Annotated in this window: 14 protein-coding genes and 1 pseudogene; 10 read left to right on the top strand and 5 right to left on the bottom strand. The window is 71.4% G+C overall.

Annotation, left to right across the window (positions count from 1 at the left end; translation table 11 throughout):
* The first annotated feature begins 43 nt into the window (after nucleotides 1-43).
* On the top strand, nucleotides 44-1,156 hold the full coding sequence (locus IF11_RS0127650) for an alpha/beta hydrolase (protein ID WP_030354467.1): 1,113 nt from the start codon (nucleotides 44-46) through the stop codon (nucleotides 1,154-1,156).
* Nucleotides 1,157-1,177: 21 nt separating this feature from the next.
* Here IF11_RS0127650 and IF11_RS0127645 read toward each other — a convergent pair whose 3' ends face one another.
* Complete coding sequence (locus IF11_RS0127645) at nucleotides 1,178-2,350, bottom strand: ABC transporter ATP-binding protein (RefSeq protein ID WP_030354466.1); 1,173 nt, start codon at nucleotides 2,348-2,350, stop codon at nucleotides 1,178-1,180.
* A gap of 141 nt (nucleotides 2,351-2,491) precedes the next feature.
* Here IF11_RS0127645 and IF11_RS0127640 point away from each other — a divergent pair, with 141 nt between their 5' ends.
* The 4 genes from IF11_RS0127640 to IF11_RS0127625 all read left to right on the top strand — a co-directional run bounded on the left by IF11_RS0127640 (nucleotide 2,492) and on the right by IF11_RS0127625 (nucleotide 6,139).
* Complete coding sequence (locus tag IF11_RS0127640) at nucleotides 2,492-3,226, top strand: ABC transporter permease (protein ID WP_030354465.1); 735 nt, start codon at nucleotides 2,492-2,494, stop codon at nucleotides 3,224-3,226.
* Between the two features lie 2 nt (nucleotides 3,227-3,228).
* Nucleotides 3,229-3,921: an ABC transporter permease gene (locus IF11_RS0127635; RefSeq protein ID WP_030354464.1), complete on the top strand. Its 693-nt coding sequence runs from the start codon at nucleotides 3,229-3,231 to the stop codon at nucleotides 3,919-3,921.
* Between the two features lie 37 nt (nucleotides 3,922-3,958).
* The gene (locus IF11_RS0127630) at nucleotides 3,959-4,945 is read left to right on the top strand and encodes an ABC transporter substrate-binding protein (RefSeq protein ID WP_030354463.1); all 987 of its coding nucleotides are present in this window, start codon (nucleotides 3,959-3,961) and stop codon (nucleotides 4,943-4,945) included.
* A gap of 153 nt (nucleotides 4,946-5,098) precedes the next feature.
* Nucleotides 5,099-6,139, top strand: coding sequence for a hypothetical protein (locus IF11_RS0127625; RefSeq protein ID WP_030354462.1), 1,041 nt, complete (start codon nucleotides 5,099-5,101; stop codon nucleotides 6,137-6,139).
* Nucleotides 6,140-6,195: 56 nt separating this feature from the next.
* Here IF11_RS0127625 and IF11_RS0127620 read toward each other — a convergent pair whose 3' ends face one another.
* Nucleotides 6,196-7,347 carry an NADH-quinone oxidoreductase subunit D gene (locus IF11_RS0127620; protein WP_030354461.1) on the bottom strand — a complete coding sequence of 384 codons (1,152 nt, stop codon included), beginning with the start codon at nucleotides 7,345-7,347 and terminating at the stop codon, nucleotides 6,196-6,198.
* On the bottom strand, nucleotides 7,344-8,357 hold the full coding sequence (locus IF11_RS0127615) for an SAM-dependent methyltransferase (protein ID WP_051746285.1): 1,014 nt from the start codon (nucleotides 8,355-8,357) through the stop codon (nucleotides 7,344-7,346). Before IF11_RS0127615 ends, IF11_RS0127620 begins: the two co-directional genes overlap by 4 nt.
* 135 nt (nucleotides 8,358-8,492) lie before the next feature.
* Here IF11_RS0127615 and IF11_RS0127610 point away from each other — a divergent pair, with 135 nt between their 5' ends.
* From IF11_RS0127610 to IF11_RS42765, 3 genes and pseudogenes are all read left to right on the top strand, one after another.
* Nucleotides 8,493-9,680 carry a sensor histidine kinase gene (locus IF11_RS0127610; protein ID WP_030354459.1) on the top strand — a complete coding sequence of 396 codons (1,188 nt, stop codon included), beginning with the start codon at nucleotides 8,493-8,495 and terminating at the stop codon, nucleotides 9,678-9,680.
* Nucleotides 9,681-9,812: 132 nt separating this feature from the next.
* Complete coding sequence (locus tag IF11_RS0127605) at nucleotides 9,813-10,487, top strand: response regulator transcription factor (RefSeq protein WP_030354458.1); 675 nt, start codon at nucleotides 9,813-9,815, stop codon at nucleotides 10,485-10,487.
* Nucleotides 10,488-10,492: 5 nt separating this feature from the next.
* Nucleotides 10,493-10,804: pseudogene (locus tag IF11_RS42765) on the top strand (ATP-binding protein); the annotation flags it as partial.
* On the opposite strand, the gene IF11_RS0127595 reads toward IF11_RS42765, so the two are convergent.
* The gene (locus tag IF11_RS0127595; protein ID WP_030354456.1) at nucleotides 10,760-11,848 is read right to left on the bottom strand and encodes a DUF5937 family protein; all 1,089 of its coding nucleotides are present in this window, start codon (nucleotides 11,846-11,848) and stop codon (nucleotides 10,760-10,762) included. The pseudogene IF11_RS42765 and the gene IF11_RS0127595 sit on opposite strands and share 45 nt — an antisense overlap.
* A 99-nt stretch (nucleotides 11,849-11,947) precedes the next feature.
* Between IF11_RS0127595 and IF11_RS0127590 the strand changes: the two genes are divergently transcribed.
* On the top strand, nucleotides 11,948-12,229 hold the full coding sequence (locus tag IF11_RS0127590; protein ID WP_030354455.1) for a hypothetical protein: 282 nt from the start codon (nucleotides 11,948-11,950) through the stop codon (nucleotides 12,227-12,229).
* A gap of 31 nt (nucleotides 12,230-12,260) precedes the next feature.
* Here the strand turns inward: IF11_RS0127590 and IF11_RS0127585 are convergent, their stop codons facing one another.
* Nucleotides 12,261-13,544: a threonine aldolase family protein gene (locus IF11_RS0127585; RefSeq protein WP_078490960.1), complete on the bottom strand. Its 1,284-nt coding sequence runs from the start codon at nucleotides 13,542-13,544 to the stop codon at nucleotides 12,261-12,263.
* 133 nt (nucleotides 13,545-13,677) lie between these two features.
* Between IF11_RS0127585 and IF11_RS0127580 the strand changes: the two genes are divergently transcribed.
* The gene (locus IF11_RS0127580; protein WP_030354453.1) at nucleotides 13,678-14,631 is read left to right on the top strand and encodes a Rossmann-like and DUF2520 domain-containing protein; all 954 of its coding nucleotides are present in this window, start codon (nucleotides 13,678-13,680) and stop codon (nucleotides 14,629-14,631) included.

The following is a 14,631-nucleotide window of genomic DNA, read 5'->3' as shown; positions in this document are numbered from 1 at the left end:
CCTCAGCGTTTCGGAAAATCTCACAGGAGAAAGCTCGGTCGACATGGGTCTCACCAGCCGTAAAGTCCTGGCCTTGGCCGTCCTGCTGGCTGTTGCGCTGTTCGTCGTGACCATCTGGCTCTGGCCCCGGCTGTCGCGGAGTACGCCGCGTGTCGTGCTCGGCCGGGTCGGACTGCTGTTCGCCACGCAGGTGGCGGTGTTCATGGCGGTCGGTCTCGTCGCCAACAACTCCTTCCTCTTCTACGGTTCGTGGTCCGACCTGTTCGGGCGCAAGCAGGACCTGGGGGCGGTCGTCGACCACTCGGCCGGCGGGAATCATGTGACGGTGATGGACACCCAGCAGACGCCCACTCCGGGCGGTTCGGAGCCCTCGGTGGCAGGCCAGGTCCAGCGGATCGTCGTCAGCGGCCCGAAATCCGGGATCGACAGCACCGCGTACGTCTATCTCCCGCCGGAGTACTTCCGGCCGGGGTTCGCGCACCGGACCTTCCCGGTCGCCGTGGTGCTCACCGGCTATCCGGGGATGGCGGAGAACCTGGTCAAGGGGCTGAACTATCCGAAGACCGCCTGGCAGCTGGCCAAGGACGGCAAGATGCAGCCGATGGTGCTGGTGATGCTGCGGCCCACCGTGGCGCCGCCGAGGGACACCGAGTGCGTGGACATCCCCCGCGGGCCGCAGACCGAGACGTTCTTCGCCAAGGACCTGCCCCTGGCGGTGTCCCGGACGTACCGGGTCGGGCGCGAGCCGAAGAGCTGGGGCATCATCGGCAACTCCACCGGCGGCTACTGCGCGCTGAAGATCGCCATGCACCATCCGGAGCGGTACTCCGTGGGCGTCGGGCTCTCGGCGTACTACAAAGCGCCCGTCGACCCGACGACCGGTGATCTCTTCCGGGGCGACAAGCAGCTGCGGAACCGCTCCGATCTGCTGTGGAGCCTGGACAACCGGCCGCAGGGCAAGGTCTCCCTCCTGGTCACCTCGTCCAAGAAGGGTGAGGGAAATCTCAAGGCCACACAGACGTTCATCAGCAAGGTCAGGGCGCCCTCGCACGTGTCGTCGATCATCCTCGACAGCGGCGGGCACAACTTCAACACCTGGCGCCGGGAGATCCCGCCGGCCCTGGAGTGGATGAGCGGGCGGCTCTACTCGTACTGACGCGCCGCCATCGGGCGGCACTCAGACGGAGGCGACCGTGCTGACCGTCTCCAGCTCCACCTCCGTACGAGGGATGGCCTGCGCGTCCGCGTCGATCGACCGGCGCAGCGCCTCGTGCAGCCTGGCCGGGGTGAGGACCCCGAGGAAGCGCCCCGTCTCCTCCTTGTCGATCACCGCGATCCACCCGGCGTCGTGCTGGAGCATCGTGGCGAACGCCTGCTTGAGGGAGGCGCCGACCGGCAGCCAGGCCTCCATCCGGCGGGCGTGCTCCCGTACGGTCCCGGAGGCGCCGGTCTGCTCGGTGGAGATCCAGCCGTGCAGATTGTCGGCGGAGTCCAGGACAACGGCCCAGCGCGCGCCCTCCTTGGCGAGCTTCGCCGCGGCGCGCCCCAGCGGGTCGTCGAGATGAACAATGGGCGGCTGTTCGAGGTCGCCCTCCTCGATGGAGGTGACGGAGAGCCGCTTGAGGCCGCGGTCCGCGCCGACGAAATCGGCGACGTACGGGGTGGCGGGCGTGCCGAGCACGGCGGCGGGGGCGTCGAACTGTTCGATCCTGCCCTGTCCGTAGACGGCGATACGGTCGCCGAGGCGGACCGCTTCCTCGATGTCGTGCGTGACAAACAGCACAGTCTTGCGGACCGCCGCCTGGAGCTTGAGGAACTCGCTCTGGAGATGGTCGCGTACGACGGGGTCGACCGCGCCGAACGGCTCGTCCATCAGCAGGACGGGCGGGTCGGCCGCCAGGGCGCGGGCCACGCCGACGCGCTGGCGCTGGCCGCCGGAGAGCTGCTCGGGGTAGCGGTCGCCGTAGACGGACGGGTCGAGACCGACCAGGTCGAGGAGTTCGGCGGCGCGTTCCCGGCCCTTGCCGCGCTGCCAGCCGAGCAGATGCGGGACGGTCGCGGTGTTCTCCAGGACCGTCTTGTGCGGGAAGAGGCCGACCTGCTGGATGACATAGCCGATACGGCGCCTGAGCTGCACCGGGTCGATGGCGGATATGTCGTCCCCGTCGAGGAATATCCGTCCCTCGGTCGGCTCGATGAGGCGGTTGACCATTTTCATGGTGGTGGTCTTGCCGCAGCCGGAAGGTCCGACGAGCGTGACCAGTTCGCCCTGGGGGACCTCGAAGGAGAGGTCGTCGACAGCGGTCGTGCCGTCCGGGTACCGCTTGGTGACGTGCTCGAATCGGATCATGGTTCCCCATTGTGCGGCGTGTTGTGTGAAGGCCATGTTGCTGGAATGTGGCGGGCTTCCGCGAATGTCAGTGGTCGGGGTTAGGGTCGCCAGGACATAGAGCCATACATACGTTCGGGAAGACGGGGGAGGCGGGGATGGATGAGTACGCAAGGGTGCCTGGCGGCCAACGACTGGATCTGCGGGGAATATCTCCGCTCCCGTAGCCAGGAGCTGATCGACGCCACGGTCCAGCATGTGTGGATCACCGCGGTTTCGGTCGTCATAGGGCTGCTGGTGGCATTTCCGCTGGCCCTGCTGGCGCGGAGCAGACCGACATTCGCCGGACCGGTGCTGGGGCTGACGACGCTGCTCTACACGATTCCGTCGCTGGCGATGTTCTCGCTGCTGCTGCCGCTCTTCGGGCTCTCCGCCGGTCTGGTGATCACCGGCCTGGTGCTCTATTCACTGACCATTCTCGTGCGGAACATCATCGCGGGGCTCGAATCGGTGCCGGAAGAGGCACGGGAGGCGGCCCGCGGGATGGGGTACGGACCGGGGCGGCTGCTCTGGGAGGTCGAGCTGCCCCTGGCGCTGCCCGCGCTGATGGCGGGCCTGCGCATAGCGACGGTGTCGACGGTCGCGCTGACCACGGTCGGGTCGATCGTCGGCCGGGGCGGGCTCGGCAATCTCATCGAGGACGCGCTGCCGAGCTTCTTCAAGGCGCAGGTGCTGACGGCCTCGGTGCTGTGTGTGCTGCTCGCCGTCGTCGCCGATCTGCTGCTGCTCGGAGTGCAGCGGCTGCTGACGCCCTGGACGCGCATACGCCCGGCGCGTACGTCCCGCCGTAAGGCCGCGCCGACCGGGCCGGCCGGTGCCGTGAAGGCGGTGGGCTGACCATGGGAGTTCTGGGAGAGGCGTTCGGCTGGCTGACGACCGGTGCCAACTGGTCCGGCGACAGCGGGGTGTGGCGGCGGCTGGAGGAGCACATCTTCGTCAGCGGGGTCGCGCTCGCGCTGGCGTGCGCCATAGCCCTGCCCATAGCGCTCTATCTGGGGCATATCGGCAAGGGTGGCGCCCTCGCGATCAATATCTCCAATGTGGGCCGGGCGGTGCCGGTGTTCGCCGTGCTCGCCCTGTTCATGGTCTCGCCGCTGCGCAACTCGGGCTCGGTGCCCACGATCATCGCGCTGGTGCTCTTCGCCGTGCCGCCCCTGCTGACCAACGCCTACGTCGGGATGCGGGAGGTGGACAGCGCGGTCGTGGAGGCCGCCCGGGGGATGGGCATGTCCGGGCGCCAGCTCTTCGTACGGGTGGAGCTGCCCCTCGCGTACCCGCTGATTATGACCGGGCTCCGCTCGGCCTCCGTACAGGTGGTGGCCACCGCCACCATCGCGGCGATGGTGGGACAGGGCGGCCTCGGCCGGATCATCACCGCCGGCTTCAACACGTACAACACCCCGCAGGTGGTCGCGGGTGCGCTTCTCGTCGCGCTGCTCGCGCTGCTCGTCGAAGGCGTGCTGGTGGCGCTGGACCGGGTCATCGACCCGGCGCCGTCGCTCGCCGCCCGGCCCTCCCGCACGACCGTGTGACGACCGACCTTCTGGCTTCTTGGAGATGGTGAACCTCATGAGCAAGACCTCGCGCCTCGCGGGTGCCGTACTGGGAGTGGTGGCCCTGACCACCTCGCTCGCCGCGTGCGGCGGCGACAGCCTGGAGAAGGACAAGAGCGGCTCCGCCGACTCCGGTTCCGGATCCGGCTCGGGAAAGAAGGGCTCGCTCGTCATCGGCGCGGCGGCCTTCACGGAGTCCAAGGTGCTGGCGGAGCTGTACGCCCAGATCCTGGGCGACGCCGGCTACTCCACGTCCGTCACCACGGTGAAGAACCGTGAGCTGTACGAACCGTCCCTGGAGAAGGGCGAGATCGACGTGGTGCCCGAATACGCCGCGACGATCACGGAATTCCTCAACGCCAAGGTGAACGGAGCGAAGGCGGCCGAGGAGAAGCCGCTCGCGTCCAGCGACTCCGCCGCCACGGTCGCCGAGCTGAAGAAGCTCGCCGAGCCGCGCGGACTGAAGGTGCTGCCCGCCGGTCAGGCGGTTGACCAGAATGCCTTCGCCGTCACCAAGGAATTCGCCGAGAAGAACAAGCTGAAGACGCTTTCCGATCTTGGAAAGTCGAAGCTCAAGGTGAAGATCGCGGCGGGCGACGAGTGCGAGGTGCGGCCCTTCTGCGCACCGGGCCTGAAGAAGACGTACGGCATCGACGTGGCGGGCATCGACCCCAAGGGAGTCGGCACCCCGCAGTCCAAGCAGGCCGTCAAGGACGGTGTGGACCAGGTGGTCCTGAGCAGCACCACCGACGGCACGCTCGACAGCTTCGGACTCGTCGTGCTGGAGGACGACAAGAAGCTCCAGAACGCCGACAACGTACTGCCGGTGGTCAATGCCAAGGACGCCGGTTCGGCGGAGATAGCCGATGTCCTGGGCAAGCTGACCGACGCGCTGACGACCGACGATCTCGCGAAGTTGAACCTCAAGGTCGATGCCGAGCGGGCGAAGCCGGAGGATGTCGCCAAGGAGTACTTGGAGTCCAAAGGTCTGGTCAAGAAGTAGCGGCCCGACGGTGTCGGCGCGGTAACCGGCGCCAGGCAAAACGGAGTTCTGTAGAGGAAACAGGAGTGGAAGGGGAGGAGGGCCGGCAACGGGCCGAGAAAGATTGTCCGACCGGCCCCCCATTCGGTCTCCACGCACGGTAAATTTCAGGCCATGCCACGTGGACGCCACCGCCATTCCCCACCCCTCCACAAGCTTCTGCCGCCGACGGCGGTCGCCGGAGCCGCGGTTCTCTGTGCCGCGGGCGCCTGGTTCCTCGCCGAGCCCGTGGTGCTCCGCGGGCTGGTCGCGGTGACGGCCGCGGCGGCGGTCACCGGCGCGGTCTTCATGCGCAGCTGGGACCGCGGCGCCGGGCGCCGGGTCGCCGAGCTGACGCGCGCGCGGGAGAGCGACGGCTGGAAGGCCGAGGAGCGCATCGCGGAACTGGAAGCCGACGTCGAGGAGTCGCGCGAGCTGCGCCTCAAGCTCGATGCCAAGCTGCGCGCCAAGCGGATCGAGCTGGCCGGGCTGCGCGGTGAACACGCCGCGCTGCTGCGCCGGTACGCCACCGCGGAGACCGAGCGCGCCACCGCGCTGGAGGGACGGCGTCAGCTCGCCCTGGAGGCGGCGGCCGAGCCCAAGGCGCTGCCCGCCGGGGGCAGCACGCCCACCACGGCGGCGTATGTCAGCGCCGCGCGGGCCCTGGACGAACTGCCGCGCAACGCCGCGGTCCAGCAGGCGAAGCGTACGGTCGAGGCGGCCCGCGCGCGCGATCTCGCGGAGCGGGCCACGGAGGCGGGGGAGTCGCGGGGGAAGCACGCGGCGGCCGCCGGGGCTGAGCAGCACAGCCGCCCGTCGTCCGCCCTCCCCGCCACGCGCGTCCCCACGGCGTCCGCGATCGTCCCGTACGCCCCGCGGGGCCGCTCCGCGCGGCGGCCCGAGGGCGGCTTCGACTTCTTCGGCGCGCAGGCCGCCGCGCAGAACGCGCGCGGCGGACTCAAGAAGGCGGACGCGGACGACACCGAGGAGCCCGCACCGGCCGCCGAACTGGCGCGCGTCGAGCGCGAGGACCTCGCGGATGTGGTGGGCGAGGAGGCTCTCGCCGAGCGGCGCAGGGCCGAGGAGCGCGGTATCGGTCAGGTCATCGATCTGACCGCGCACGACGAGACCGAGCCGCTCGAACTGGGCGAGCTGCGCAACGCGGTCAGCGGCTGACGCGGGCGGTTGTCGATGTGATCAGACGCTGATCGCGAACGGCCGCCCGGCGCCCGCTACTTGTCGATGTCACCGACGACGAAGAACAGCGAGCCCAGGATCGCCACCATGTCGGCGACCTGCGTCCCGGGCAGCAGCTCCGTCAGCGCCTGGATGTTGTTGAACGAGGCCGAGCGCAGCTTCAGCCGGTACGGCGTCTTCTCGCCCTTCGACACCAGGTAGTAGCCGTTGATGCCGAGAGGGTTCTCGGTCCACGCGTACGTATGCCCCTCGGGCGCCTTCAGCACCTTGGGCAGCCGCTGGTTGATCGGCCCGGGAGGCAGCTCCGCGATCCGGTCCAGACAGGCGTCCGCCAGGGCCAGCGCGTTGTGCGTCTGCTCCAGCAGGCATTCGAACCGCGCCAGGCAGTCGCCCTCCTCGCGGGTCACGACCGTGAGCGTGTCGCGCAGTTCGCCGTACGCGAGATACGGCTCGTCGCGGCGCAGGTCGAAGTCGACCCCCGAGGCACGGGCGATCGGCCCGGACACCCCGTACGCGTGGACCGCCTCCCGCGACAGCACCCCGACCCCGCGGGTACGGCCCCGGAAGATCTCGTTGCCGAGGACCAGCCGGTCGTACACGTCCATCCGCGAGCGCACCGACGCGATCGCGGCCCTGGCGCGCCCCTGCCAGCCCGCGGGAAGGTCCGCCTTGAGGCCGCCGACCTGGTTGAACATGTAGTGCATCCGGCCGCCGGAGATCTCCTCCATCACGGCCTGGAGCTCCTCGCGCTCCCGGAACGCGTAGAACACCGGGGTGATACCGCCCAGTTCGAGGGGGTACGAGCCGAGGAACATCAGATGGTTGAGCACCCGGTTCAGCTCGGCGAGCAGCGTTCTGGTCCATACGGCGCGCTCGGGCACCTCCATGCCGAGCATCCGCTCGACGGCCAGCACCACGCCCAGCTCGTTGGAGAACGCCGAGAGCCAGTCGTGGCGGTTGGCGAGGACCAGGACCTGCCGGTAGTCGCGCGCCTCGAAGAGCTTCTCCGCGCCCCGGTGCATATAGCCGATGACCGGCTCCGCCTGCTGGATCACCTCGCCATCGAGCACGAGACGGAGCCGGAGCACCCCGTGGGTGGAGGGGTGCTGCGGGCCGATATTGAGCACCATGTCCGTGCTCTCCGCCGCGCCGCCGATACCGACCGTCGTCCGGGTGGTCTCCGTCATGGGCGACAGTCTCTCAGAGCGCCGCTCGTGCCTCCGAGGCCCACGGGCTGCACGAGCCAGCCGAAGTCCCCCAGGCCGCCCCGGGCCGTCAGCTCCGCCGCCTCCCCGGCCGCCGCGAGCGCCCGTACGTACGCCGCCGGATCCGTGGTGGCGAGGGACAGCGGCGGCCGTGCGCCGCTCACCCCCAGCCGGTGCAGGGCCTCGCGCTGGCTCAGCAGCTCCGCGCCGGGCAAGGCGCAGGCGTCCAGCGCCACATGGGCCGTGAGATCGCTGCTGCCGTCCGGTACGGGAGGCACCTCCCGGCCCGCCCGGAAGCCGGTCAGGGTGCCGAAGGGCGGCCGGGCGCCCCGTACATGCGCGTAGTCGACCGCGACCGCGAGACCCCGCTCCAGGGTGGCGACGGCCGCCGCCCACGCCTCGTCGCGCGGCCGGCCGATCTCCGCGCGGGTGCCGGGGCCGGCCGGCGGCCACCAGCGGGCGAGCCACTCGGCGTCGGGCCCCTCGACCGGGTCGCCCGGCTCCTCGGAGCCGTCCGGCCGGACGAGCACGTACCGTACGACCCCGTCGGGGCCGGTCTCCGCGATGTCGACCGGGACGTTGTCGAGCCATTCGTTCGCGAAGAGCAGCCCGCCGACCCCGGCCGGCGGCTCCGTACCCCACGCGATACGGGGATCCAGGCCCGCAGGGCGCGGCGCGCGCTCGACCCCGTACGGCCGCACCGCGAGCCCGTCCGGGACCGCGGCCAGGATTCCGGATAGCAGCTCGCCGCGGCCCGCGCCGATATCGACGAACGCCACTTCGTCCGTGCCCAGCCGCTCGGCGGTGTCGGCCAGCAGCCGGGCGACGGCGGCGGCGAAGAGCGGGGAGGCGTGGACCGACGTACGGAAATGCCCGGCCGGTCCCTCGGGGCGCAGATAGAAGCCACCTGGGCCGTACAGCGCGCGCTCCGCGGCCGTACGCCACCGGCGCGGACCGGTGTCGCACCGGCCGTCCGCCGCCCCTCGCGGCATACCCGGAACCCCGGGCGACTTACACGTCTCATCCGTCACGGCGTCAAGTCTCCACCTTGGGGAGTACGATTCCGCCGACCGGATCGGCCCTCCGGTTGACCCGTCCCCCTTTTCCGCCTCACTACGCTGGGTTACGTGCAGCGCTTCTACGACTTTCTCCGCGGACACCCGACGGGCGTCGACAGCTTCTGGGCTGTCCTGCTCTTCGGGCTTTCCCTGTTGTGGGTGGTCCAGGAGAACCAGGGTGTGGCGGCCATCCCGCTGGTCCTGCTGCTGAGCCTCTCCGTCGCGCTGCGCCGCCGCGCGCCCGAGAAGGTGCTGCTGCTCATGCTGGCCCTGGGCCTCGCCCAGCTCGCCCTGGATGTGCAGTCCAACCCGGCCGACTTCGCGATGCTGGTGATCATCTACACCGTCGCCGCGCAGGGCGGGCCGCGCTGGGCCTCCCGGCTCGCGCTGGCCGGCGGGCTGCTCGCCTCCCCGCTGTCGCAGCTGCGCTGGCCCGAGGAGGGCATCGGCACCGCGAGCCGGGTCGCCGTCGCCATCGTCCTGAGCGTGCCGTTCGCCCTCGCCTGGGTGCTCGGCGACTCCGTCCGTACCCGCCGCGCCTACTTCGACCAGCTGGAGGAGCGCGCCACCCGGCTGGAGAAGGAGCGCGAGGCGCAGGCCAAGGTGGCGGTCGCCGCCGAGCGGGCCAGGATCGCCCGTGAGCTGCACGATGTCGTCGCCCACAACGTCTCGGTGATGGTCGTCCAGGCGGACGGCGCCGCCTATGTGCTGGACGCCGCGCCCGACCAGGCCAAACAGGCCCTGGAGACCATTTCGAGCACCGGCAGGCAGGCGCTCGCCGAGATGCGCAGACTGCTGGGCGTGCTGCGGACCGGTGACGCCAAGGAGAGCGGCGAGTACGTGCCGCAGCCCGATGTCGGACAGATCGAGGATCTGGTCGAGAAGGTGCGGGGCGCCGGGCTGACCGTGGACTTCCGCATCGAGGGCACCCCGCGCCCGCTGCCCAGCGGGGTGGAGCTGACCGCTTACCGCATCGTGCAGGAAGCCCTCACCAACAGCCGTAAGCACGGCGGACCCGATGTGGGCGCCAGTGTGCGTCTGGTCTATTTCGACGACGGGCTCGGGCTGCTGGTCGAGGACGACGGGCGGGGGGCGGCCCATGAGCTGTACGAGGACGGCGGGGCCGACGGGCGCGGTCATGGGCTCATCGGCATGCGGGAGCGGGTCGGTATGGTCGGCGGCACACTGGACGCCGGGCCGCGCCCCGGCGGCGGCTTCCGGATCAGCGCGCTGCTGCCGCTGAAACCCGCGATCTGAGGCGCGCCGGCCCGCGCACCGAGGCGTACCGGCGTCCGCCACCTCCCGCTATCCGCGCCCCACTCCCCAACAGGCCCGCCACTCCCCCTACAACAGGCCCGCCACTCCCCCTATCGGACAAGGACCCCGCAGATGTCGATCCGCGTCATGCTCGTCGACGACCAGGTGCTGCTGCGCACCGGATTCCGTATGGTGCTGGCCGCGCAGCCCGACATGGAGGTCGTCGCGGAGGCCGGGGACGGCGCGGAGGCGATCGAGAATCTCCGCTCCACCGCCGTGGACGTCGTCCTGATGGACGTCCGTATGCCCCGGCTGGACGGCGTCGAGGCGACCCGCCGGATCTGCGCGGAGCCCGACGCTCCGAAGGTGCTCATCCTCACCACCTTCGACCTGGACGAGTACGCGTTCTCCGGGCTCAAGGCCGGGGCGAGCGGATTCATGCTGAAGGACGTGCCGCCGGGCGAGCTGCTCAGCGCGATCCGCTCGGTGCACAGCGGCGACGCCGTCGTCGCCCCGTCCACGACCCGGCGGCTGCTGGACCGCTTCTCGCCGATGCTGCCCAGCGCGAACAAGCCGCGGCACAAGGAGCTGGACCGGCTGACCGACCGCGAGCGCGAGGTCATGCTGCTGGTCGCGCAGGGGCTGTCGAACGGCGAGATCGCCGGCCGGCTGGTGCTCTCCGAGGCGACGGTGAAGACGCATGTCGGCCGGATCCTCACCAAGCTCGGACTGCGCGACCGCGTGCAGGTGGTCGTCCTCGCCTACGAGACGGGACTGGTGCGGGCAGGCGGCGGCGGGGCGGTCTGAGCCGCGTGCTGCTGTGGATCAATGGCCCCTTCGGGGGCGGCAAGACCCAGACCGCGTACGAACTCCACCGGCGGCTGCCGGGCAGCGTCGTCTGCGACCCCGAGCACGCCGGGTTCGGCCTGCACCGCATGATGCCCGCCGCGCTGCGGGGCGATTTCCAGGATCTGCCGGCCTGGCGGCAGGGCGTGTACGAGGTCCTCGATCTGGTCCTGCGCCGGCATCAGGGCACCGTCATCGCCCCGATGACGCTCGTGGACGCCGGCTTTGCGGCGTCAGCGCAGCAACCCCTCCAGGAAGTCGCTCCCGAGCCGGGCCACCACGGCGACATCCAGCTGATGCAGCACATAGCGCCCGCGCCGCTGGGTCGTCAGCAGCCCCGCCTTCCGCAGCACCGCCAGATGCCGGGAGACCTCGGGCGCGGTGATCCCGTACGTATCGGCCAGCTCGCCCGTCGAGTACGAGCCGCGGGCCAGGCTCCGGCACAGCCGCATCCGCATGGGGTGGGCGACCGCCTCCAGACGCAGCTTGACCGTGTCGACGGGCGTGGCGTCCGTCAGCTCCCGCGCGGAGACCGGGTACTGCACGACCGGTTGCCAGCCGGGCGTGTGCAGCGCCACCAGATGGGGCCAGCCGAAGGCGGTGGGCAGGAACGTCAGCCCCCGTCCCGTCGCGGCCGTACGGCCGTCACTCAGCTTGTCCACCACGATCCTCGTACGGAGCCCGTCCTCCTCCAGCGTGACGGCGGGGGAGACCGCGGAGACCGCCTCCGCGAGGCCCTTGCGGCGCAGCATCTCGGTCTTGTGCCGGGCGTCGGCGGCGAGCTGGACCCGGACGCGCCGCCAGGTGTCCGCGAAGAACGCCTCCTCGCAGTCCTCAAGCAGCCGCCGTATCCAGGCCCTGACCCCGGGCGGATCGGCCAGCATCTGCCGTACGAACGCGGCCTGTCGGGGACCGCGGGCCGCCGCCAGCTCCAGCGCGCGCTGCCGCACGCCCGCGTCGACGAGCGGCGAGGGCAGACCCTCGCCGTACTGGCTGGCGCAGGAGATCTCCAGCGCTGCCGCCACATACTTCTCGTCGTCCATCAGATCGAGGTCGTCCAGCTCCTCCGCGAGCGTCTCCCGGGGCGCGGCGGGCAGCAGGATGTCGGCGTGGGTCGACCGCCACAGGAAGTCCGCTTCGTGCAGCCGGTCGGCCAGCTCGGGTTTGAGCGCGGCGGAGGTGGTGGTGATCCAGCCGTGCAGCCGGGCGTGGTGGGCGGGCTCGGAGAGCGTGTGCAGGGCAGCACCCAGCTCCGCCAGCGGGGACGGGCCGAAGGTGATCCGCTCCCGGGGCAGGCCGGTGATGTCGATGAACACGCTCATGAGGCCATGGTGCACGCTGCCACTGACAACCGGTCCGTCGATTGACGGCCCGCGTCAAATGGGACGACCGGGGAGCGTGGCCGGGAGCAGGGTGAGCGCATGGACGCCATCCAGCAGCACATGCTCGACAGCTACCGCGCGGCCCGGCGGGGCGAGCGGGCCCCGCCTCCGCCGGGCCGCTACGACCGGGAGACCCTGCGCACGATCCGGGAGTACCGGCGCTTCCGCGCGATCACCGAGCCCGAGTCCCGCCCGCCGTGGCGGGCCCGCCTCCGTACGGCGCTGATGTGGCGGGCCCGGCGGTCGGCCACCCGCCCCGCCCGGCGGCCGGGCGGCCCGGAACCGTCGGGCGGTCGCACGACGGCTCCGGGCGCTTCGTAGAACTCCGAGGGGCACCCCTCAGGACTCAGCCTCAGGAGTGCGCCTCCAGCACCCTGGTCACGAACTCCTCGACCGCCGCCCGTACCTCCTCCGCCGTCCACTCCAGCCCCGGCTCCGCCACCGTGACCTCCGTGAAGGAGAGCCCGCGAATACCGGCGGCCGGGGCCGACCAGACGCGGAACAGCGCCGTCTTCGTCTCCTCCGCCTGCCGCACCGCCGCCTCGTTCAGTACGTCCGGTGCGTACGGCAGCCACACCTGGAACTGATGGGTGTGCGGCGGCTCCGGGTGTACGCGGAACCACGGCACGGCGGACGCCGCGAAGCCCTCGGCCAGCGCCGTGGCCACCACGCGCGCGTGCGCCACGTACGAGGGCAGCTTCGGCAGTTCGCGCTCCAGGCCCAGGAGGGCCGTCAGTGCCGCCGGGTACTGCTGGAAGACCTGGCCCCCATAGCGGTGCCGCCAGACCCGCGCCTCCTCCACCAGCTCCGGGGGACCGGCGAGCACCGCGCCCGACAGCCCGTTGAGCGACTTGTAGAAGGACACGTACACGCTGTCCGCGAGCCCCGCGATCTCGGCCAGGGGCCGCTCGAAGTGCGGGGTGCACTCCCACAGCCGCGCGCCGTCGACATGCACCACCGCGTCCCGCTCCCGCGCCGCGTCCACGGCCGCCACCAGCTCGTCCCAGGACGGCAGCACGAACCCCGCGTCGCGCAGCGGCAGTTCCAGCATCAGCGTGCCGAAGGGCTCGGCCAGGTCCTGGATCTCCCCGGCGGTCGGCAGCCGCGGCTCCTTGGTCGGATGGACCGTACGCAGCCCGCTGACCACCGACAGCGCGCCGGCCTCGTGCACCTCGGGGTGGGCGAGCGGATGCAGCGCCACCGTGCTGTTGCCCGTACGCCCCGCCCAGCAGCGCAGCGCCACCTGCTGCGCCATCGTGCCCGTCGGGAAGAAGACCGCGGCCGGGAAGCCGAGCAGCGCGGCCACCCGCCGCTCCAGCTCCGCGACGATGCCGTCGCCGTACAGGTCCGGCTGTTCGTCCACGTCGTACACGGACCCCGCGTCCGCCGCCAGGGCGGCCAGCCGTTCGCCCATCGGCCGGTCCATCGGCGCGCGGACCATCACGCGCTCCGACGCCCACCACGCGGCCAGCCTGCGCCGCCGCGCTGCCTGTGCGGTCTTCTCGCCGTCCGGTCCGGCCGCATGGACGTCCTCGCCGTCCGGTCCGGCCGCATGGAGCTTCTCGCCGTCCTGCTCGGCCTCATGGACCCGATCGGCCCGATCGGTCCCACCGGCCTGCTCACTTGTCTCTCCCATGGACCGATCATTGCCCACGCGCGGCCCCCTGCCCACAGCCTGTGGACAGCCAAGTGGCAGGGCGCGACGCTGGCGTAGCATGGCGAGAAATCGTCCGGTACCCACCGCGGACTGGAACGGAAGGCCCCACCGCGTGAACCCAACAGCACAGGAACCCTTCGATCCCCGGGACCGCCCCGCGCGGCTCACGGTCGGCGTCGTCGGAGCCGGCCGTGTCGGCCCCGCCCTGGCCGCGTCCCTGCGGCTCGCCGGGCACCGTCCGGTCGCCGTCTCGGGCGTTTCGGACGCCTCGGTACGGAGGGCGGCGGCGCTGCTGCCCGACATCCCGATCGTCACCCCCGCCGAAGTCCTCGCCCGCGCCGATCTGGTGCTGCTGACCGTTCCCGACGACGCCCTGCCCGGGCTGGTCGAGGGGCTCGCCGAGACCGGTGCCGTACGGCCGGGACAGCTGCTCGTGCACACCTCGGGGCGGTACGGCGCGAAGGTGCTCGACCCGGCCCTCCGTGCCGGCGCCCTGCCGCTCGCCCTGCACCCCGCGATGACCTTCACCGGCACCTCGGTGGACGTCCAGCGGCTGGCCGGCTGCTCTTTCGGCGTCACCGCGCCCGAGGAGCTGCGACTGGCCGCCGAGGCGCTGGTCATCGAGATGGGCGGCGAGCCCGAGTGGATCGCGGAGGAGTCGCGTCCGCTCTACCACGCGGCCCTGGCCCTGGGCGCGAACCACCTGGTCACGCTGGTCGCCCAGTCGATGGAGCTGCTGCGCACCGCCGGGGTCGAAGCACCCGACCGGATGCTCGGCCCACTGCTCGGCGCCGCCCTGGACAACGCGCTGCGTTCCGGGGACGCGGCCCTCACCGGGCCGGTCGCGCGCGGGGACGCGGGTACGGTCGCCGCGCATGTCGCCGAGTTGCGCGCGCACGCGCCCGGCGCCGTGGCGGGGTATCTCGCGATGGCCCGTACGACCGCCGACCGGGCGCTGGCGCACGGTCTGCTCAAGCCCGAGCTCGCGGAGGACCTCCTCGACGTCCTCGCCGGAAGCGACACCCTCGGGGACGCGCGCGGGGACGGCGCCGGGGGCACCCGATGA

Source organism: Streptomyces scopuliridis RB72 (assembly GCF_000718095.1).
GTDB classification, from domain to species: Bacteria; Actinomycetota; Actinomycetes; order Streptomycetales; family Streptomycetaceae; genus Streptomyces; species Streptomyces scopuliridis.
Note: the sequence above shows the minus strand (reverse complement) of the source record. Positions and strands in the feature narration are given on the sequence as shown.